This window comes from Uliginosibacterium sediminicola, assembly GCF_039631295.1.
Taxonomy (GTDB): Bacteria; Pseudomonadota; Gammaproteobacteria; order Burkholderiales; family Rhodocyclaceae; genus Viridibacterium; species Viridibacterium sediminicola.
This window is the reverse complement of sequence record NZ_JBDIVE010000007.1, coordinates 79,681-100,661: the sequence shown is the minus strand read 5'-3', so window position 1 is coordinate 100,661 and position 20,981 is coordinate 79,681. Positions and strand designations below refer to the sequence as shown.

19 protein-coding genes are annotated in these 20,981 nt (G+C 60.9%); 15 read left to right on the top strand and 4 right to left on the bottom strand.

The genetic code is table 11. From position 1 onward, the window contains the following. Positions 1 to 267: 267 nt before the first annotated feature. The 3 genes from ABDB84_RS13390 to ABDB84_RS13380 form a co-directional block, all read right to left on the bottom strand. Positions 268 to 3,336, bottom strand: a complete 3,069-nt coding sequence (locus ABDB84_RS13390; protein ID WP_345920249.1) for an efflux RND transporter permease subunit — start codon at positions 3,334 to 3,336, stop codon at positions 268 to 270. Beyond that, positions 3,333 to 4,415 carry an efflux RND transporter periplasmic adaptor subunit gene (locus ABDB84_RS13385; protein ID WP_345920248.1) on the bottom strand — a complete coding sequence of 361 codons (1,083 nt, stop codon included), beginning with the start codon at positions 4,413 to 4,415 and terminating at the stop codon, positions 3,333 to 3,335. The genes ABDB84_RS13390 and ABDB84_RS13385 overlap by 4 nt, the downstream gene beginning before the upstream one ends. 112 nt (positions 4,416 to 4,527) lie before the next feature. Next, on the bottom strand, positions 4,528 to 5,145 hold the full coding sequence (locus tag ABDB84_RS13380) for a TetR/AcrR family transcriptional regulator (RefSeq protein WP_345920247.1): 618 nt from the start codon (positions 5,143 to 5,145) through the stop codon (positions 4,528 to 4,530). Between the two features lie 87 nt (positions 5,146 to 5,232). Here ABDB84_RS13380 and ABDB84_RS13375 point away from each other — a divergent pair, with 87 nt between their 5' ends. Beyond that, on the top strand, positions 5,233 to 6,693 hold the full coding sequence (locus ABDB84_RS13375) for an efflux transporter outer membrane subunit (RefSeq protein ID WP_345920246.1): 1,461 nt from the start codon (positions 5,233 to 5,235) through the stop codon (positions 6,691 to 6,693). Positions 6,694 to 6,857: 164 nt separating this feature from the next. Here ABDB84_RS13375 and ABDB84_RS13370 read toward each other — a convergent pair whose 3' ends face one another. Then, the gene (locus tag ABDB84_RS13370) at positions 6,858 to 7,247 is read right to left on the bottom strand and encodes a winged helix-turn-helix transcriptional regulator (protein ID WP_345920245.1); all 390 of its coding nucleotides are present in this window, start codon (positions 7,245 to 7,247) and stop codon (positions 6,858 to 6,860) included. A 180-nt stretch (positions 7,248 to 7,427) separates the two neighbouring features. Between ABDB84_RS13370 and ABDB84_RS13365 the strand changes: the two genes are divergently transcribed. From ABDB84_RS13365 to ABDB84_RS13300, 14 genes are all read left to right on the top strand, one after another. Then, entirely contained in the window at positions 7,428 to 8,402 is a 975-nt protein-coding gene (locus ABDB84_RS13365; RefSeq protein ID WP_345920244.1) for an alpha/beta fold hydrolase, read from the top strand. Between the two features lie 37 nt (positions 8,403 to 8,439). Beyond that, on the top strand, positions 8,440 to 9,201 hold the full coding sequence (locus tag ABDB84_RS13360) for an SDR family oxidoreductase (protein WP_345920243.1): 762 nt from the start codon (positions 8,440 to 8,442) through the stop codon (positions 9,199 to 9,201). 23 nt (positions 9,202 to 9,224) lie between these two features. Then, complete coding sequence (locus tag ABDB84_RS13355) at positions 9,225 to 10,031, top strand: oxidoreductase (protein ID WP_345920242.1); 807 nt, start codon at positions 9,225 to 9,227, stop codon at positions 10,029 to 10,031. An 87-nt stretch (positions 10,032 to 10,118) separates the two neighbouring features. Then, on the top strand, positions 10,119 to 11,558 hold the full coding sequence (locus tag ABDB84_RS13350; protein ID WP_345920241.1) for an MFS transporter: 1,440 nt from the start codon (positions 10,119 to 10,121) through the stop codon (positions 11,556 to 11,558). Between the two features lie 351 nt (positions 11,559 to 11,909). Beyond that, positions 11,910 to 12,875: a LysR family transcriptional regulator gene (locus ABDB84_RS13345; RefSeq protein ID WP_345920240.1), complete on the top strand. Its 966-nt coding sequence runs from the start codon at positions 11,910 to 11,912 to the stop codon at positions 12,873 to 12,875. A 508-nt stretch (positions 12,876 to 13,383) separates the two neighbouring features. Further along, positions 13,384 to 14,532 (top strand): iron-containing alcohol dehydrogenase, encoded by a 1,149-nt coding sequence (locus ABDB84_RS13340; protein WP_345920239.1) that lies wholly within the window; start codon positions 13,384 to 13,386, stop codon positions 14,530 to 14,532. 35 nt (positions 14,533 to 14,567) lie between these two features. Continuing rightward, the gene (locus tag ABDB84_RS13335; RefSeq protein WP_345920238.1) at positions 14,568 to 15,407 is read left to right on the top strand and encodes an SDR family oxidoreductase; all 840 of its coding nucleotides are present in this window, start codon (positions 14,568 to 14,570) and stop codon (positions 15,405 to 15,407) included. 37 nt (positions 15,408 to 15,444) lie between these two features. After that, positions 15,445 to 16,029 carry an NAD(P)H-binding protein gene (locus ABDB84_RS13330; RefSeq protein WP_345920237.1) on the top strand — a complete coding sequence of 195 codons (585 nt, stop codon included), beginning with the start codon at positions 15,445 to 15,447 and terminating at the stop codon, positions 16,027 to 16,029. Between the two features lie 108 nt (positions 16,030 to 16,137). Then, positions 16,138 to 17,559 carry an MFS transporter gene (locus ABDB84_RS13325; RefSeq protein WP_345920236.1) on the top strand — a complete coding sequence of 474 codons (1,422 nt, stop codon included), beginning with the start codon at positions 16,138 to 16,140 and terminating at the stop codon, positions 17,557 to 17,559. A gap of 30 nt (positions 17,560 to 17,589) precedes the next feature. After that, the gene (locus ABDB84_RS13320) at positions 17,590 to 18,015 is read left to right on the top strand and encodes a (R)-mandelonitrile lyase (protein ID WP_345920235.1); all 426 of its coding nucleotides are present in this window, start codon (positions 17,590 to 17,592) and stop codon (positions 18,013 to 18,015) included. Positions 18,016 to 18,053: 38 nt separating this feature from the next. Then, positions 18,054 to 19,037, top strand: coding sequence for an aldo/keto reductase (locus ABDB84_RS13315; protein ID WP_345920234.1), 984 nt, complete (start codon positions 18,054 to 18,056; stop codon positions 19,035 to 19,037). Between the two features lie 69 nt (positions 19,038 to 19,106). Next, positions 19,107 to 19,745, top strand: coding sequence for a flavodoxin (locus ABDB84_RS13310; RefSeq protein WP_345920233.1), 639 nt, complete (start codon positions 19,107 to 19,109; stop codon positions 19,743 to 19,745). Position 19,746: 1 nt separating this feature from the next. Continuing rightward, the gene (locus ABDB84_RS13305) at positions 19,747 to 20,217 is read left to right on the top strand and encodes a cyclophilin-like fold protein (protein ID WP_345920232.1); all 471 of its coding nucleotides are present in this window, start codon (positions 19,747 to 19,749) and stop codon (positions 20,215 to 20,217) included. Positions 20,218 to 20,233: 16 nt separating this feature from the next. After that, positions 20,234 to 20,980 (top strand): DUF4405 domain-containing protein, encoded by a 747-nt coding sequence (locus ABDB84_RS13300; RefSeq protein ID WP_345920231.1) that lies wholly within the window; start codon positions 20,234 to 20,236, stop codon positions 20,978 to 20,980. Position 20,981 lies beyond the last annotated feature (1 nt).

Below are 20,981 nucleotides of genomic sequence, written 5' to 3'. Positions count from 1 at the left end.
ATAGCCCGCCAAAGCGGGCTATTTTTTTGTGAAGTCGGGTGTGGCGCTCTGCTTTTGCGGCCTTTTTGCGACGCTTCACTGCGGCATCATGTGCCATTGCATGCGCAGAACAGAACTGCCGCCATGGCAAATCAAGCCGATTTCAGCGCTTAGGCCGCAATCTCAGACAAGATAGCGCAACGAAAACACGTGATCCGAGACGGCTTGCGCCTCGGATCTTATGCATATCGTGTTGCAGCACCACACAAACAGAGACTCAAAGACGGATCAGCTCTGCGGGAGCGCCGGCCTGATCTTGAACCAGATGGAGTACATGGCGGGCAGGAACACGAGGGTCAGGATGGTTCCGGCAAAGGTGCCGCCAATCAGCGTATAGGCGAGCGTTCCCCAGAACACCGAATGCGTCAGCGGGATGAACGCGAGGATTGCCGCCAGCGCGGTCAGGATCACCGGACGCGCGCGCTGCACCGTCGCCTCGACCACGGCGCGGAAGGGGTCCAGCCCGGCTTGTTCGTTCTCACGAATCTGCCCAATCAGGATCAGCGTGTTGCGCATCAGGATGCCCGACAGCGCGATCAAGCCCACCAGCGCATTGATACCAAAAGGCTGATGGAAGAGGATCAGCGCCGGCACCACACCGATCAGCCCCAGCGGACTGGTCAGGAAGACCATCACCATGCCGGCCATCGAGCGCACCTGCAGGATGATGATGAGCAGCGTAAGCGCCAGCATGATCGGGAAGATCGGCAACATCGCTACAGTCGCCTTGCCGGACTCTTCGATGGAGCCCGCCTCCACGATGTGATAGCCACTCGGCAGCTTGTCGATGACAGGCTGCAGTTGCCGGGTGATGGCCGCCGACACATCCGGCGGCTGCAAGCCTTCGCCAATGTCACCCCGCACGGTGATCGTCGGCACGCGGTCGCGGCGGCGCATGATCGGCTCTTCCATGCGCACCTCGACTTTGCCGATCTGTGACAGCGGAATGCGCTGCCCCTGAACGCCCGCCAAGGTGAAGTCGCCGATTCTGGCCGGGTCGAGCCGCTTGTTTCCCGCCGAACGCGCGACAACCTGCACCGTGCGAATGTCCTCACGCACTTCGGTGACAGGAATTCCGCTGAGCAGGAATTGCAGTTGTTGCGCCACCGAGCTGGAGCTCAGTCCGACGGCCTGCAAGCGGTCCTGCTGCAGAGTGAAATGCAGTGTGGGTACGCGCACCCCCCAATCCGTGTTGACCGTGAGCATCAACGGGCTGGCCTCCATGACCTGCCGCACATCCTCCGCCAGCTTGCGCAACACCTCCGGATCTGGACCGGTGAGCCGATAAGCGACCGGAAAGGGCGAGTACGGACCGAAGATGAGTTGGGTGACACGCACGCGCGCCTCCGGGGCCAGGCCTTCGGCGATGGCCTGCCGCAAGCGGTGTTTCAGCGCCTCGCGCTCATCCTGGTTATCTGTCCGCACCACGATTTTGGCAAACGACGGGTCCGGGAGCTCCGGACCCATCGCCAGATAGAAACGCGGCGCCCCCTGGCCAACGTAGGCGGTGACAGTCTTCGCTTCCTTTTGCTTGGCTAGCCAGGCTTCCACCTGCGCCGACGCAGCGCTGGTCTGGGTAATCGAGGTGCCGTAGGGCATCTGGACCTCGACCAGCACTTCTGGACGGTCAGAAATCGGGAAGAACTGCTTCTTGACTACCCCCATGCCGAGCACCGACAGCACGAAAAGGCCGATCACCGTTCCGGCGACGATCCACTTCCGCGCGATGACCTGCCGCAGTAGTCGGCGGAAGCGGTTATAGCGAGGCGTGTCGTAGATCGCCTCGTGACCGCCTTCGACCTTCTTGAAATCGGGCAGCAGCTTGACCCCGAGATAGGGCGTAAAAACCACGGCCACCACCCATGAGGCGATGAGTGCGATGCCGACGATCCAGAACATGTTGCTGGTGTATTCGCCCGCCGAAGAGCGTGCGAAGCCATTCGGCATGAAGCCGACCGCCGTGACCAGCGTGCCTGACAGCATGGGTGCCGCAGTGTGGCTCCAGGCGTAGGCTGAAGCCGCGATACGGTCGTAGCCTTCTTCCATTTTCACCACCATCATTTCGATGGCAATGATGGCGTCATCCACCAACAGGCCGAGCGCCAGGATCAGTGAGCCCAGTGTGATGCGGTCGAAGTTCTTGCCGGTCGCCAGCATCACGGCAAAGACAACCGCCAAGGTCAGCGGAACGGCAGCGGCCACCACAATACCGACACGCCAGCCCATGCTGACAAAGCTCACCAACATGACCACCATCACCGCGGCGAAGAACTTGACCATGAACTCATTGACCGCTGTGCTGATATTGACAGCCTGATCGGTCACTTTGTCCAGACTCATGCCCAATGGCTGCACGGCATTGATGGCTTTGACCTCGCCGTCCAAGGCCTTACCCAGATCGAGCCCGTTCCAGCCGTCACGCATGACAACACCGAGCAGCAGCGCCGGCTCGCCAGCATTGCGGATGATGAACGTTGCCGGGTCTTCATAACCACGCTTCACCGTGGCGATGTCCGCGAGCTTCAGCGTGCGCCCCTGCGCCACCACAGGCGTGTTGCGGATCTTCTCCAGCTCATCGAAAGCGCCGTCCAGACGGATGAATACCTCCGGTCCCTTGGTCTCGACCGAACCCGCCGGCGTCAAGGCATTCTGGCTGCCCAGCGCGGCGAACACATCCTGCGGGCTGATGCCCAGCGTTGCCAGGCGCTCGTGCGAGAACTCGACGTAGATACGTTCTGACTGTTCGCCAACGATGTTGACTTTCTTCACCCCCGGCACATGCAGCAGGCGCTGACGCAGGGTTTCCGCTTCGCGAACCAGCTCGCGCTGGGGTACCCCCTTGGCCTTGAGTGCGTACAAAGCGAAGGTCACATCGGAATACTCGTCATTCACAAACGGCCCGAGCACTCCGGGTGGCAGGTTACGCAGTTCGTCCCCGACCTTCTTGCGGGCCTGATAGAACTCATCCTGTACCTCCGACGGCGGCGTGCTATCGAGCAGCGTCAGCGTGGTGAAGGCGAGTCCGGGGCGGGTGTAGGTCTCGCTGCGGTCATACCAGCGCAGCTCCTGCAAGCGCTTTTCGATCTTCTCGGCGACCTGATCCTGCATCTCCTGCGCGGTCGCGCCGGGCCAGGCGGTGACGATCGTCATGACCTTGATTGTAAATGAGGGATCCTCGGCCCGCCCCAGTTTGAAAAAGGACAGGGCTCCGCCCAGCGAAATCAGGATGATCAGGAACAGCGTGATGGCGCGTTCGCGTACCGCGAGCGCCGACAGGTTGAATCGGCCTTCGCTCACGGATGTGCTCCTTGTGTCGTATTGGCCGCGGCCAGACCCGCCACGCGGACCTGTTCGCCCTCATGCAGAAGATGGGCGCCGAGCGCGACGATTTTTTCGCCTTGCTTGATCTGGCCTGCGACATAGGCGCCGGCGTCATCGACGCGCTGGATGCTGACCGGCCGCCAGGACACCTTTGCGGGCTCGCCCTGGATGACCCACACTCCGGGGCCCTTGCCCGGGTCGAACAAGGCACCGATGGGAACCTGCAGGCCGCCTTGTTCTGAAGAAGTCCTCTCCGGCATCTGGAGCACGACCGTGCTGCCCAGCGGCGCGTTCGACAGCTCGCCCGCCAGCACATAGCGCGCCTCGAAGGTACGCGTGAGGCGATCCGCCGAGTTGGAGAGCTGGCGCAGTCTGGCTGGAACGGGCTTGCCTTCCTTGCCAAACAAGCTAGCCTGCGCCACCGAACCGATCACCGGGCGCAGCGTTTCCGGCAACTGGATCACCGCCTCACGCCGGCCGGCATGCGCCAGCCGCACCACGACCTGTCCGGCGCTGACGACCTGCCCGGGTTCGGCCAGGGTTTCCATGACCACACCGTCGCCATCAGCCAGCAGTTCGGTGTAGCGGCTTGCATTGCGGGCCACGTCGGCCTGAGCTTCTGCCGCGCTGAGCTGCGCACGGGCAGCATCGGCCGCAGCCTTGACCTGATCATAGCTGGATGCGGAGATGGCGCCGGTGCCGCGCAAATCGCGGTAGCGGGCCTCGTCTTCGGCCGTCTGCTGGGCACGGGCCCGTGCGGCGGCCACCGCTTCCAGCTGGGCATGAGCCGCCAGTTTCAGATCAACGGGGTCCATGCGCATCAGCGGCTGACCGCGCTTGACGCTTTGCCCGGCGTCGACCAGGCGCTCCAGCACCTTGCCTGAGACACGGAAGCCAAGATCGCTCTGCACCCGTGCAGCGACGGTGCCCGTAAACGAACGTGAAGCCGCGCCGGCCTCCCGGGCCATCGCAGCGCGCACCAGAGGGGGCTCGGTGCGCGGATCGGCGGGCGCCTTCTCGCCGCAAGCGACGAGCGCCAGGGGTATGGCGCACATGAATAAAGGAGTGGCGAAGCGGAGCATGAAAGTCCCTTTGGTAAAGTGATCGGGACCTTCATCATCTTTCTTGTGACCATTTCAGTCAATAGTCACAAACAATTTTCTTCATTCACGGTGACAGACTGCGCAGCACCAGGCTCGAAAGCTGAGCGGGTGCGTCCTCGGTGTAATCCAGGCTGTGCTGCAGGATCAGTGGGTGCAGGAAAGGACGCAGCACCAGGTAGATCGCCATCACGGTTTCATCGAGCGGCGTCTTGCGCTCGAAGTCCCCGCTCTGCCGCCCCTCCTCCAGGATGCTCCGCAGCATCACCCGGATGCGCTCTTCATAGGCGAGCGTGGACTGCCAGCGCTCGGTCGCGGCAGAGGTCGCAATTTCATACAGCTTGCGGTCTTGCGAAAACAGCTGCAGGCTCAGTTCGAGGACGGCCTTGAACATGCGCCGCAGCTTCTCCGGGGGCCGATCGGCCTGATCGATGGCCGCCTTGACGTCGGTCTCGATCTTGCCCAGGCAGTTGGCGCAGATCATCTCGCCTATCGCCTGCTTCGACTCGAAGAACTTATAGATGTAGGCCTTCGAAAAGCCGATGGCCTTCGCCAGATCTGACACGGTCGTCTTCTCGTAACCGTAGCGGCTGAAGTGTTCGGTGGCGGCGAGCACGATCTGGTTGCGCACCTCGTGGTCGGCCGGGCCCCGCACCAGGGCAGCAGGAGTACTGTTTTTCATCATGGGAGGCAGCTTACGCCAGCAGGAAAGACTAGACAATAAGTGACCAATTGGTATTATGGTCACTCGTTCGACGCCAGAAAGAAATCCATGTCGCCCAAAACCACGCTCATCTCACTCCTGCTGGCAAGCCTGTCGACTGGCTGCGCCGTCGGCCCTGACTACATTCACCCCGACACGCCCCTGCCCGCCCGCTTCCAAGGGCAGACGGCGGTCGATCAACGCACGGCGAAATCCAGCGCCGAGCTTGCCACCTGGTGGGCAGGATTCGGCGATCCGCAACTGACGCGCTTCGTGACGCTGGCGCTGGCACAGAATCTTGATCTTGCACAGGCTTCGGCACGCGTGATGCAGGCACGTGCCGGGCTAGGTGCGGCCAATGCCGCCTTGCTACCCTCCGGCAATATCAGTGGCCAGGCTGCCCGCGCTTACCAGTCGGTCGAGACGCCGCTGGGACAGGTTCTTAACGCCAGGCCCGGCTTCGACCGATACGGCAGTGCATATGAAGCCAATCTGGGCGCGAGCTGGGAGCTGGACGCATTCGGCGGTCTGCGCCGGGGGCGCGAAGCCGCGCTGGCTGAGTACAGCGCTTCGGAGGCCGGCGTCGTCGCCACGCGGCTCGCCGTAGCGGCCCAGACCGCCGACATCTATATCAGCATCCGCGGCCTGCAGGCCCGCCTGGACGTCGCGCGCCGGCAGGAGAAGACACAGCAGGATCTGCTCGCCACCATCAAGCTGCTCTACGGCAAGGGCCTGGCGCCCGAGCTGCAGGTACGTCAGGCCGAAGCTGCGCTGTCCCAGGTCCGGGCGTCTATTCCTGCGCTGGAGGCAGGCCTGGACGTCGCGCTGAACGCCCTGGATGTGATGTTGGGCACGGCGCCTGGCACACATCGGGCCGAATTGAGTCAGTTCGCTGAAATCCCCCTTGCCCCGCAGATCAACGCCATGGGCGCGCCGGGCGAGCTGCTGCGCCGCCGCCCCGACCTCATCGTGGCCGAACGCCGCCTGGCCGCCTCGAATGCGCGAATTGGTGTCGCGATGGCCGAGTACTACCCCAAGCTCTCGCTGAGCGGCTTGCTGGGGAGCGCGACAAGCGTATCGAGCAGCAATCTGTTCACTAGCGGCGCCAATCAGGCGTCCGGCGTGCTGGGCTTGCGCTGGCGTCTATTCGATTTCGGCCGCATCAACGCGCAGATCGAGCAGGCAAAGGGGCAGGAAGCCGAGAGTCTGGCGGCCTATCGACTGGCCGTGCTACGGGCGACGGAGGACGTGGAAAATGCCTTGTCGGCCCTGGTTAAGCGTGAAGCGCAGTTGGCCGAACTTGCCCAAGGCGTGGACGCGCTCAGCCGCGCGCGCGGCGCTTCATTTGCGGCATACCAGAAGGGTGTCGTCAGCCTGATCGAAGTGCTGCTTGCCGACGAAAGCCTGTTGCGTGTTTCAGATTCGCGCGTGCAGGCCCAAACCGAATCGGCCCGCGCAGCGGTCGCAGCGTTCAAGGCCCTCGGTGGTGGTTGGCAGCCTCGAGCGCTGACAAACATCGCTATCCAGTAATGGGGGAGACGCCTGGAGCAAGCGTAGTGCGAAGCTGTCACGACAGCGTTCGCCGGCGCTGACTGCGCTCTTTTTCCAGCCCAGGCTGACGCTTGAGCGCTTGGCTACATCGGGTGCTCAAGCTCGCTGCTTGATCAGATTGCCCCGTTTCAGCCAGCTACACGCTAATCCCTGATTTCAGGCTGATTGAACTGACTGGGTGTGATGACGCCCGGAATGTATTTCTGCCCCCATTGCGCCATCTCTTGCAATACAGGGCCCAGATCGGCGCCTTTGCGGGTGATGAAGTACTCCGCTCGCGGCGGCTTGTCTTGGTAGAACTCTTTCTTGACCAAACCGGCAGCTTCCAAGCGCTTCAACCTGTCCGCCAGGATGTTGGTCGGAATCGACTCGGGTGAAGACTGAAACTCGCCATAACGGCGCTTGCCCGACAACAACAGATCGCGCACCACGAGCAGGGTCCATTTATCGCCCAAGATGTCCAGCACGTTGGCGATAGGACATGTTGATCGATAGCCATCTGGGCACGCGGAAGACTGATTGATTTTCTTCATGTAGAAAATTTTAGGCTTGTGACTTGCATTTTGCAAGCCATAGACATAGCATGTGACTTGCAGTTTGCAAGTTACTAGACTTTGCGGTGCCTGGGACGCGTTCGCAACGCACAAGCCACGCTAAAGATCTGCATCAAAAGCACTGCGCGAATTCAAAACTGATCACAACTGGAGCCTGACATGAGTGACCCTGCTAGCACCCCCGACTCGCTATCCCGCCGTCAAGCACTCGTCGCGAGCGCAGCCATGGCCGCCGCCCTCTCCTTGCCCTCGCAGGCCAATGCTCAGAGCGGGCGCACGAGCGACAACAATTCAGCGACGGCAACCACCCGCTTCGTCGAAGTCGGTGGCCGCAAGCTGGCCTACCGCTCCGTCGGGAGCGGCAAACCCATCGTGCTGTGCAATCGCTTTCGGGGTGTGCTGGGCCTGTGGGACCCTGCCTTCATTGACGCCCTCGCAGTTCAAGGCTTTCAGGTAGTGAGCTTCGACTATTCAGGGCTGGGGCTGTCCACCGGGGAGAAAAGCTACAACCCGGCAGCCATGGTGAAAGACGCCAAAGACCTGATCGATGCACTCGGGCTGAAAGATGTCGTGATCGCAGGCTGGTCCATCGGCGGCATCGTTGCGCAGATCTATCTGGCGATGTTCGGCCAGGACGTCAGCCATGCCGTTCTGCTGGCGACGACGCCCCCCGGCAAGCTTGTCAAACAGGCTGAACAGCTCTTCTACGACGCCGCCGCCGTACCCGGCATCAGTCTGGACAACTTCACCACGATCTTCTTCGAGCCCGCCGATGAGGGCAGTCGTGCCGCCTCGAAGCGCTCCTTCGAGCGGATCGTGGCGCAGAAGATTGCCCGCAGCCCCGACGTGCCGGCCGACTGGGCGATCAGCCAGATCGGCAATACGCCGCGCAATCCCGTCTTTCCGTCGGATGAAATGCTCGGCTTCCTGAAGACCACCAAGACGCCCATCCTGCATCTGGGTGCGGACCACGACATCATTTTCCCGATCGAGAACTGGTACGCCCTCAACGGCCAGTTGCCGACCCTGAGCCTGATTACCTACCCCAGAGCGGGCCACGGACCGCATCACCAATACCCTGAAGCCGCCGCAAGCCAGATCGCGGCCTTCATCAAGGGCACACGCAAGGCCTGAGCGCCCACTTTCACTCACACCCCAAAAAGGACACATCATGAAACTCGAAGGCAATACCATTCTCGTGACCGGCGGCGGCTCCGGCATCGGCCGCGGCCTCGCGGAAGCATTCCACCAGCGCGGCAACAAGGTCATCATCGCCGGGCGTCGCAAGGCGCTGCTCGACGAAGTCGTGGCCGCCAACCCCGGCATGGAGGCTATTGAGCTGGATATCGCCGACTCAGCCAGCATCCAAGCTGCAGCGCAAACCCTGATCGCCCGCTACCCCAGCCTCAACGTGCTGGTCAACAATGCCGGCATCATGCCCTTCGACAATGCGGCCGGGCAGATTGACGAAGCGAGCTCGCGCCGCCTGCTCGAAACCAACCTGCTCGGGCCGATCCTGCTGAGCTCGGCGCTGATCGAACACCTCAAGCAGCAGCCGCGCGCCACGATCATCTACAACACCTCGATCCTGGCCTACGTGCCTCTGGCGCCCAGTGCGGTCTACTCCGCCACCAAAGCAGGGCTGCACTCGTACGCCTTGTCACAGCGCTTCATGTTGCAAGACACCAACGTGAGCGTGCAGGAAATCGCACCGCCCTGGGTGGATACCGAGCTTCTGGGCAAGAAGAGTGGCGATCCGCGCGCCATGCCGGTTGACGCGTTCATCGCCGAAACCATGGCAGGTCTGGCGACCGAGACGCCGGAGGTGGTGGTCAGCGCAGTAAGTACCCTGCGCTCCAATCCTGGGCCTGACGAACACGCCTTCATCAACGCATTCAATGCGCAGATGATCGCGAATCCGCCCCCGATGTAATTTGCCAAGCAAAGGGAGCCGTCATGTCGAATTCACAAGTAGTCCTCGTGACGGGTGTGTCATCAGGTATTGGACGCGCCGCAGCCGAGAGATTTTCGAGCCTGGGTTGCCGCGTGTTCGGCACTGTGCGCAATTTGGTGCCAGCGAATGCTATTCCGGGGGTCACGCTCCTGGAAATGGATGTTCGCGACGAGGCCTCGATTGCGCGCGCGATCGATACACTCATCGCCCAAGCTAAGCGAATCGACGTGCTGGTCAATAATGCCGGGGTCACGCTACTCGGCGCTACAGAAGAAACCTCGATCACCGAAGCTCAGACATTGCTCGACACCAATCTTTTGGGTGTCCTGCGCATGATCAGGGCCGTACTGCCCTACATGCGCGCTCGGCGTTCCGGCCGCATCGTCAATGTCAGCTCGGTTCTAGGATTTCTGCCGGCTCCCTACATGCCCCTGTACTCCGCCTCCAAACATGCCGTGGAGGGACTCTCGGAGAGTCTGGATCACGAAGTACGCCAATTCGGCATTCGCGTGGCCCTGGTCGAACCGTCTTTCACCCGAACCAATCTGGATCTGCACGCCCCGCGGACAGCCAGCAGAATCGATGACTACGTGGCCACCTTCGGATTCGTGACACAAGCGGTCCAACGCAACGTCCAGCAAGCGCCCTATCCGGATGGCGTTGCCGCCACGATTGTCGATGCCGCTTTAGGCCAGTGGAAAATGCGCCATACGCCCAAAGGTGAGGCCTCCCTTCTGGCCAAGTTACGTCGATTCATGCCTGCAGCTTCGGTCGAGAGAGGGCTGAGGAAAAGTTTCGGGCTCGCCTGATGCAGCTCAGCTCGCCGCCCCGCCCCAACACCCCCAGAACAAAGTACGGAGGAATCCGCAAATGACTGCAAGAGCTTCATAACAGCTATGGACAGCACTATCCGCATGTCCTCAACAGCCTCCGTTGAACGGAAGCTGGCAAACGCTCCACCCAGCAATCACTCTCCGTGGCCCGTGTTCTGGATCGCCAGTACCGCGGTGTTTCTCGTCTCCATGGACGGCACCATGTTGTTCGCTGCATTCAGTGCCTTGCGTGCAGGCTTTCCGCTCGCCACAGCACCGGATCTTTCGTGGGTGCTCAATGCCTACACCGTAGTGTATGCAGCGATGCTGATCCCTTCGGGCGGACTGGCGGACCGACATGGACGCAAAAAAGTATTTCTCGCTGGCGTCGCGCTCTTTGTGGCGTCTTCCGTCGCCTGTGGTCTGGCTGTCAGCGTGGAATGGCTGGTCGGCGCCAGAGCTGTGCAGGCCGTAGGCGCAGCATTGCTCACCCCAGCATCGCTCTCGCTCGTACTAGCCGCGTTTCCGAAAAACAAACGCGCAGTCGCAGTGAGCCTATGGAGCGCGGTGGGAGGACTGGCTGCCGCGGTGGGGCCCAGTCTAGGCGCACTCGTGGTCGCATCGCTCGGCTGGCAATGGGCTTTCTACCTGAACGCCCCCTTGGGCCTATTTGCACTGTGGCGCGGCGCAAGAGTGCTTAGCGAGGCCAAACAGCCGAGCGAAGGACATCCGCTCGACCTGATCGGAATGGGCTTGCTGATCATCGGCATTGGCGCCTTGGCGCTATCCATTGTGCAAACGGAGTCGCCCGGGTGGTCACGCCTTGAACTGCAGGGTATGGCGGGCCTGGGAATAAGCGCCATCGTCGGCTTTGTGATCTGGGCGAGGAGCGCTGCTGCGCCGCTGGTGGATCTGGACTTGTTTCGTAACACGACCTACCGCTACGTCAATCTCGCCAGCCTCAGCTTTGGTATTGCATTCTCCATGATGTTCTTCACGTTTTTCTTCTACATGAAGTCAATCTGGCACTATTCGCTCCCCCTGGCGGGCCTTGCGATCACACCGGGGCCGCTGATGGTGACACCTATCGCTGCACTCTCCGGGCGGCTGGCAAGCCTGTATGGCCATCGCCCGCTGCTGATTGCTGGATGCGCCGTCTATGCGGCGAGCGGCGTGTGGTTTTTGATCATGCCTGGCACGGAGCCCGCCTACCTGACCCAATGGCTACCCGGAGCAATACTCAGTGGAATGGGCGTGGGGATGGTCTTGCCGTCACTGTCGGGCGCAGCCGTGAGCCATTTGCCCGCAGAACACTACGCCGTCGGCAGCGCAGTCAATCAGGCGATTCGACAAATCGGTTCAGTGATGGGGGTGGCGTTCACCGTGATGCTGCTGGGGAACGCGAGCTTGAATCGAGCGGACTTCGATGCGGTCTATCTCACCCATATCGGTTTAGCTGTGCTGACAGCCGCCTTTTGCCTGCCCGTCAAAACGCGGCCGGCAATGGCTGCAGCCAAGTCATGAGCCGTCTCTCAGAGGCGATCAACACGTGCTTCAGCTGCAATGCCACTCAGCTTGAAACGATGGCGCTTCTTTTCCCTGCGCGGGTGCGGACTCGATGACTCCCGCGCCTGGGCCAGTCATGCATGGCAAGCCCTCCCCTTGCGGAAACTCCGTAAGGGGGAAGGGAAAAGGCCACGGCGGCGATCCAAAAATTATCGCAATACAGCGGTCGGCAGACCCACAAGCCTCTGCAAAACAGCCTGTTAGCGATGCAATGCACGTACTTTAAGAGCCTGAAGAACAACGGACTAGACAGGAATGGATGGCATGATTTACAACTAAAGGATACAAATACCTTCAAACGGAATCCACATGGCCATCAATGAACTGCGTTCAATCATGACCTTCGTAAAGGCTGTGGAGTTGGGGAGTCTCAGCAAGGCTGCGGAAGCGCAGGAAATATCACCACAGGCGGCGAGCAAAGCCTTGAGGCAGCTGGAGGCTTACCTGGGCGTGCGTCTGTTTCATCGCACAACGCGTAGCATGTCTCTGACCGAGGAAGGGCAGCGCTTCCTGGAGGCGGCGCAACCCTCCCTGGCGGGATTACAGCAGGCTTTGCGCGCCGTCAGGCAGACGAAAACAGATGTCGCCGGCCCTCTGCGAATCGTCGGCCCCCGATCTGTCCTGCCATCCGTCATCGGGCCCCTCCTCGACGAATATTTGCGCCTGTATCCGGAAGTGCAGCCTGACCTGCAGTTTGATGACCGGATCGGCAACTGGGTGGAGGATCGGGCGGATATAGGTTTCCGCCTGGGACAGTCCCCCCAGGAAGGTTTGATTGCACGCCCTTTGTTCCCCTTGCAGCTGATCATCTGCGCTGCTCCCAGCTATCTGCGCAAGTACGGTACGCCACACAGTCTCTACGATCTCACCTCCCATCGCTGCAGCGCTTTCCGCCGTGCCAATGATGGCCGCGTCGTGCCCTGGCATGTAAAAATCGGCGAAGCCGTGCAGGACCACCCCATCAATCCCTCGTTCTGTACCAACGATGAGGTCTTTGAGTTGCGGACTGTGCTGGCGGGCGAAGTCATCGGCCAACTTGCCGCGCCAAGCGCGGCACCGCTGATTCGTGCAGGAAGGCTGGTGCCATTGTTGCTGGAGCACATGGCCGACAACCTCAGCCTGCACATCTACTACGGCAGTCGTTCCGCCATGCCCGAGCGAGCTCGTCGCTTCATCGATCTGGCCGTCGAACGGCTGAGCAACGACAGTGACTTCGTCATGCGCCCTGAGGAACTGCTTAGGGCGTGTTCACATTCACCCGGCGGATTGCGTTGAAGTGCAGGGCTTGCCACGAGCTTGCCAAAAGCGGGCGCGCGACACAGTGCAGGGTGGCCCCCTGCACAAGGAGCGCAACGCAGTATGGCGAGCCCTGCACTTCAACCCTCCGGGCGGGCACTGAATTGGCCACAGCACAGCGTTGCAGCTCCTCGTCAGGGGGGCCACCCTGACAGCGTCGCTGCGCCTTGTTCTGTGCCCAATTCAGTACCCGCGCAACCGTCGCGTGAATGTGAACACGCCCTAGCACAGCAGCCCGATAGCAGAGATGGGGCTGACGCTCAGCGAAATCTGATGCTGAGCGGGAAGCTCATACCTCAGTTGCACAGCCTTCGGTCGATGAGCTGAGGCAGGTCTGAAAGTCCTGATGGCCTGCGGCTCATATCTGCAGTCGCAAGGCGATTTACATTATTTAGTTGTAAATAATTCAATCAATACACGTCTAGTTGGATGTTTTTGAGAGACCTATAGTTCCGTCCATCGCATCACGCCCCGACAGGAGCAGCTCATGGACAACTTCACTCTCTTCAATCCGACGACGATTGATTTCGGTACCGGCAAGGAACAACAAATTGGGCAGCATCTCGCCGCGCACAGCGTCAAGAAGGTGCTGCTGACCTATGGAAGCGAGCGCATCAAGCGCGATGGTCTGTTTGCCACCGTCGCGCAGAGCCTTGCCGCACAGGGCATCAGCTTCGTCGAGTTCGGCGGTATCGTCAGCAATCCTGTGATTTCCACGGTGCGCGAAGCCATCCTGGTGGCCCGCACTCATCAAGTCGATGCCGTGCTGGCCGTCGGGGGTGGCTCGGTACTCGACAGCTCCAAGGCGATTGCCGCCGGCGTACGCTATGAAGGCGATGTCTGGGATCTGTTCATCGGCAAAGCTGCGATTACTGCCGCGCTACCGATCTTCAGCATACTGACCCTGGCGGCCACCGGCAGCGAAATGAACAACGGCGCCGTGGTCACCAATGAGCTGACCAAAGAGAAGTTCGCCATCGGCTCGCCGCACACCTTTCCCAAGGTGTCGATCGTCAATCCAGCCTTGATGCAGACCGTATCGCGCGATTACCTCGTGTATTCCGCTGCCGACATCATCGCCCACTCGATCGAGGGCTATTTCACCGCCAAGCTGCAACCGCGCTTCCAGTCGCGATTGGTCGAGGCGATCATCAAGACGGTGATCGAGACCACCGAGACGCTGCTGGCCGATCCTGCAGATTACGAGGCCCGTGCCCAGTTTGCCTGGGCTTCAACGCAGGCACTCAACGGCCTCATCTATTCGGGCACGGCGGGCTTCAGCTACCCGAACCACATGATCGAGCACTCGCTTTCGGCACTCTTCAACGTACCGCACGGCGCAGGTCTCTCGGTGGTCATGCCGGCCTGGATGAAGTGGTACCACTCGCACAATCCACAGCAGTTCCAACGCTTCGCCCGCGAAATCTTCGGACTGGAAAGCGCCGAGCAAGGCATCACAGCACTGGAAAACTGGTTCGACAAGATCGGCACGCCGACGCGCCTGTCGCAACTGGGCATCACCGAAACCGAGCTACCCGCCACCATCGACAACGTGTTGGGCAATGCCAAATGGTTCGGCATTGCAGACATCTACACCCGTGACGTCGTCACCCGCATTCTCAAGAACGCACTGTAAAAAAACACCATAAATCTCTAACAAGGATCAACCCCATGAGCATCAACAAGGAAGTGATCGTCATCATTGGTGCAGGTGGCATCGGTATTGCGATTGCACGCAGGCAAGGTTTTGGTCGCAGCGTTTTGCTGGCGGACTTCAACGAGGTCACGCTGGCTAACGCAGCAAAGTCCATGCGCGACAGCGGCTATGCCGTCGAGACGCAAGTGGTCGACGTAACATCGCGCGATTCAGTCAAAGCCTTGGCTTCCAAAGCGGCCGCACTCGGCAGTGTGAGCCAGGTGGTCAACACTGCAGGCCTGTCGCCCAATATGGCGCCTGTCGAAGGTGTGTTGAAGGTCGATCTCTACGGCGCAGCCGTGGTGTTTGAAGAGTTTGGCCAGGTTATCGCTCCGGGCGGTGCCGGGCTGATCATCTCCAGCATGGCCGGACACATGTTGCCGGCGCTGCCCGCAGAGCAGGATCAGGCATTGCTTCATACGCCAAGCGAGGAACTGCTGGCGCTGCCTTTCCTGCAAGCAGATGTGATCCCCAATTCGGTGCTCGCCTACATGATCGCCAAGCGCGCCAATCATCTGCGCGTGCAGGCTTCGGCGATCAGCTGGGGCGCTCGCGGCGCGCGCGTCAACTCGATCAGTCCCGGCATTGTGGTCACGCCGCTGGCAATGCACGAACTCAATTCGGAAATCGGCGGCATGTATCGCGCCATGATCGAAGCCTCACCGGCCAAGCGCATGGCCCCTCCCGAGGAAATCGCCATCGCCGCGTCTTTCCTGCTCGGGCCGGATGCAGCCTTTGTGACCGGAAGTGATTTGCTGATTGATGGCGGCGTCATCGCAGCGATGAAGACCGGCACCCTGGCAACACCCGATTGAAGCAAGCATTGATCCCCTGGAAGACGAAAGCATTGTCATGCCCCGCATCCTGATTCTCGGCGCAAACGGCCAACTCGCACGCAACACCACGCCGTTCCTGCTGGAGCAGCCCAAGCTTGAATTGACGCTCTACCTGCGCCGTGCGAAACGCATCACCAATCCGGACCCGGCACGCGTCAACATCATCGAAGGCGACGTGCTCGACCGGACCGCTCTGGAAGCCGCGATGCAGGGGCATGACGTGGTCTACGCCAACCTAGCCGGGCCCATGGCGACGCAAGCGCGCAACATCATTGACGCAATGCATGCGACCGGCCTGAAGCGCCTTATTTTCATCAGCTCGATGGGAATCTACGGCGAAGTGCCGGGCGAGAAGTATCGCAGCGTGCTCGACCCCTACCGCGATTCAGCAGCGCTGATCGAAGCCTCGGATCTCGACTACACCATCTTGCGCCCAGGCTGGTTCATGCGTGAGCAGACGATCAGCTATGCGCTCACGCAGAAAGGCGAGAGCTTCCGTGGCCACTACGTTTCACTCAACAGCCTTTCAGACCTGATCGTGAAGCTCGCGCTGGATCCAACGCTGCACCTACGCTGCAGCCTCGGAGTGAGCGAAGTCTGAGCTGCATTCTAAGGCAGTACTTGTGGGCTTGGTTCGATAAAAAACAGGCACATCGAATCCCCCAACAATCAACACGGCCGCTTTCACAACCACACCGGAGAACATGGCGTGACGCAGAAAAATCCCAATGAAAATCAGCTGAACCATCGTGCCTTGCTAGCCATCATCCTTGCCAGCTACTTGATGATCGTGCTGGATATTTCCATTGTCGTCACCGCACTCCCCAAGATACAGGACAGTCTGGGACTCTCAGCAAGCGCACTCTCCTGGATGCAAAACGCTTACACGCTGAGTTTCGGCGGCCTGCTTCTGCTGGGCGCACGCGCGGGCGACATCCTCGGCCGCAAACGCATGTTCATGCTGGGCTTGACGCTGTTCACGCTCAGCTCGCTGATCATTGGCCTTGCGCCAAACGCCGCTTTGCTTCTGGCGGCGCGCGCCGTGCAAGGCATTGGGGCGGCGATCCTTGCGCCGTCTACCTTGGCGCTGCTCACCGCCAATTTTGCTGAGGGTCCGGAGCGTACGCGTGCTGTGGCCTGGTATGGCTCGGTAGCCGGGATTGGTGCCAGCCTTGGCCTCGTACTCGGCGGCGTGCTGGCCGACATGCTGTCCTGGCGCGTCGGCTTCTACATCAATGTGCCAATCGGCCTGGTGCTGTGGCTCGCCGCGCGCCGCCACCTGCCCGAATCACCGCGCCAGCCGGGACAGTTCGACCTGGCCGGCGCGCTGAGCTCCACGCTGGGCATGACGGCATTGGTCTACGGCATCGTGCATTCGGCCAGCGCAGGCTGGAGCGATCTTGAAACCCTGTTCTCCACAGGCATCGGCATCGTGCTGCTGGCCTTTCTGGTGTTCCACGAAGGGCGGGCTGCGCAAGCGATCATGCCCTTGCGTCTCTTTGCGCAGCGTGAGCGCGCCAGCGCCTACGCCGCGCGCGTCCTCTTCCTCGGCGCGATGATGGGCTTCTGGTTCTTCACCACCCAGTATCTGCAGGGCGTGATGGGCTTCAATCCCTTCCAGGCCGGGCTGGCTTTCCTGCCCATGACGGTGGTGAATTTTGCCGTCGCAGTCATGGTACCCCGGCTCACGCGCCGCTTCGGCAATCCGCGCCTGTTGGCGACGGGCCTCAGCCTGAGCTTGCTGGGCATGGTCTGGCTGAGTCAGGTATCGGCGGAGAGCTCCTACCTGCTCGGCGTCGCCTTGCCCATGGCGCTGATCGGCATGGGCCAGGGCGGCACGCTGAGCCCGCTCACCTCATCCGGCGTCGCAGGCGTGTCGCCCCGGGATGCCGGCGCGGCTTCGGGCCTGGTCAATGTGGCGCATCAGCTCGGTGGCTCGCTCGGTCTGGGGGTGCTGGTGGTGGTGTTTGCTGCCGCAGCGCCGCACTCACTGGATGCCCGCGCTGACTTGGCCTATCAAGTCGGTGCTGCCTTAATGGTGGGCTGCGGGCTACTGCTGCTGGCACTCCTCATTGTGCTTTTCTTCATCGTGCGCAAGCCGCGCACAGCAATGGATCTACACCACGTTTGATCTCATGTGATCTGCAGAAAGGAACGCTTCATGAGCGCAAATACAGAAACCATCGGTGTTGTCAGTGTTGCCCGCGCGGGTAGCCACAACACGTTTGCCGGGCCAGCCGAATGGTTCAGCGGCACGGTCAATATCGAAATGCTCTTCATCGCCCCCGATCCGGCGACCGTGTCGGGCGGGCTGGTGAGCTTTGAGCCTGGCGCCCGCACCAATTGGCATTCGCATCCGCTTGGTCAGACCCTTTTGGTGACTGCCGGTAGCGGCCTTATCCAGCACTGGGGCGGGCCGGTTCAGGAGATACGGCCTGGCGATGTTGTGAGCATCCCGGCCGGCGTCAAGCACTGGCACGGTGCGGCAGCAGATAGCGCGATGTCTCACATCGCAATTCAAGAGTCGCTTGATGGCAACAGTGCCGACTGGATGGAAAAAGTCAGCGACGAGCAATACGCCAGTTGAAGCGATCCTTCTTTCGACTTTAGAGCCAGGAGCACAGTATGCAGAAACGCGCACTAGGTAAAAGCGGTCTTCAGGTTTCAGCCATCGGACTCGGTTGCATGGGCTTGAGCTATGCCTACGGGCCGGCGACTGAAAAATCCGCCGCAATTGAATTGATCCGCCGTGCCTACGAACTTGGTGTCACCTTCTTTGACACCGCAGAGGCCTATGGTCCGTTTGCCAACGAGGAGCTACTCGGTGAGGCGCTGGCGCCCTTCCGCGACAAGGTCGTCATCGCCACCAAGTTCGGCTTCAAGGGCGGCAAGGTGTCAGAGGGTATGGATAGCCGCCCCGAGAACATCCGCGCGGTGGCGGAGGCTTCACTGCGCAGGCTCAAGACCGATGTCATCGACCTGTTTTACCAGCACCGCGTCGACCCAGCGGTGCCGATTGAGGACGTAGCAGGCACCGTCAAGGACCTCGTTGCCGAAGGCAAGGTGCGCTATTTCGGCATGTCGGAAGCTGGGGCCGAATCCATCCGCCGCGCTCACGCCGTGTTGCCACTGGCGGCCTTGCAGAGCGAATACTCGTTGTGGTGGCGTGAGCCCGAGCAAAGCATCCTCCCGCTGCTTGAAGAACTGGGCATCGGTTTCGTTCCCTTCAGCCCGCTGGGCAAGGGCTTCCTGACCGGTGCGATCGACGAGAACACGAAGTTCGATGCCAACGACTTTCGCAACGTCGTGCCGCGTTTCGGCGAAGAGGCTCGCCGTGCCAATCGCGGACTGGTTGAGGTGCTGTCCGACCTGGCCAGCGGCAAAGGTGTGAGCCCTGCGCAGATTGCAATTGCATGGTTGCTCGCACAAAAGCCCTGGATTGCGCCGATTCCCGGCACCACCAAGCGCCATCGACTCGAAGAGAACATTGCTGCGGCGGCCGTCACGCTGAGCGAACAGGACCTCGCCGACATCGCGCACACGCTCGCCAGCATCAAGGTCGAAGGCGACCGCTATCCGCCGCATCTGCAGCAACGCGTCGGCCGCTGAGCCGAACACCGCCATGAATGCCTGAGGCGAACCACCGCCGTCGCACACTGGATCGAACAGGAGCAAGACATGTCTGAAAAACCCTTCCTTAAAGCTTCCGCCTTAGCAGCACGGCGCCAGCTTTTGAAAACTGCGGCCGGCGGACTGGTGGCTGGCCTGGCTACACCGATCTTGTCGGCTACGGCTTCGGCGCAGACCACGGGCAAAACCGCGGGCAAGATCCTGATTGCCTATTACTCGCGCACTGGCACCACACGTGAAATGGCGACCCAGATTCAGCAAAAGCTGGGTGGCGATCTGTTTGAATTACGCACGGCACATACTTATCCAAAGGAGTACCGCGCCACCACCAATCAGGCCAAGCGGGAGCAGCAGGAGCGCTTCCGCCCGCAATTGACCACTGAAGTCCAGAACATGGCAGGGTATGACACAGTGTTCATCGGCTACCCGAACTGGTGGGGCACCTTGCCGATGGCGTTCTTCAGTTTTCTGGAGCGCTACGATCTGGCCGGCAAGAAGATCATCCCCTTCAGCACCCATGAAGGCAGCCATTTCGGCAGCAGCCTGAGCGACATCCGGACACTGTGTCCGAAGTCCACGCTGCTCGAAGGCATCGCTCTGCGTGGCGGCGGCATCGACAAGCTGCAAAGCAGCGCAGCGCGGGCAGAAGTGGCTGCTTGGCTACAGAAGATCGGTATGGTGGCCTGACATGCTCAAGCTCATGCACTTCCTGAGCCATTGGACCGCATTCGCCGGTGTGCTGGCGCTCAGCACAACGGCAGCGCCCCGTCACGCCTGGGCGGCCCAGAATGAGTCCGCTGGCACCCCCATTCTGATCCAGGCCGCTGGCCACACGATCCGCGCCACACTCAACGACAGCCGCACAGCGCAGGACTTCATCAAAAGCCTGCCGCGCAGCTTGACGATGACGCGTTGGGGCGATCGCGAGTTCTACGGCAAGGTGGGTAGCCGTCTCTTCGACGCTGTGCCGCGTCAGAAGGGCTTTGCCGACGGCGACATTACCTACTGGGTACCAGGAGCTTCCTTCGCGATCTTCTACGACAGCACAAAGGACCAGGACATCGACGACCTGATCGTGATTGGCAAGATCCAGTCAGACCTGTCGGTGTTCAAGGATTTGGACTATGTGCTCACGATGCGCATCGAGCTAGCGCCCTGAAGCTGGAGCCGCCATCATGATTCGCCGATTGCTCAAGCGCCTGGCACTGGATGCTTTCATGCTCGCCCTGATCCTGATCGAATTCGCCTACGGCCTCACCGGCAGCACTGTGCATGAGCTGATCGGTCTCGCCATGCTGATGCTCTTTCTATTGCATGGCGGGCTCAACTGGCAGTGGATCCGCAGCGTGCTGAAGGGCCGTTACAACGCTTTTCGCGTGCTGAGCCTCAGCGTGAACGCGCTGCTGCTGGTCGCCTCGCTGGTGATGATGCTCAGCGGCATCGTGAATTCTGCGCTGCTGTTTTCACTGACCGGCGTCGAGCTTGAGCTCATCCCGCGCGAGATTCATACCGCAGCGGCCTACTGGTTCCTGATCCTGATGGCGATTCACCTTGGACTGCACTGGAAGATGGTGATGAGCGAGGCACGCAGCCTGGTCGGCCTCGCCGAGCCATCGCGTCTCACCGCGCAAGCGTTGCGCTTAGCCGCCGCCGCCATCGTGGTCAGTGGCGTGCATGCTTCCTTCGAGCGTGGCGTACTGGGCAAGCTGATCGCCTATTACTCCTTCGATTACTGGGATTTTGAAGCGTCGATCGCTGGCTTCTTCCTGCAGTACCTGGCCATCGTGGGGCTTTACGCGATCCTTGCGTACTACGCGCTGCCGCTGTTCAAGCGCCGCGAACAGCGCTTGCGACAACTGGCGCTGACGCTGCTTGCCACCCTGACTGGATGCGACAAATGCAAATGCCTGGGCCGTTCCTGAT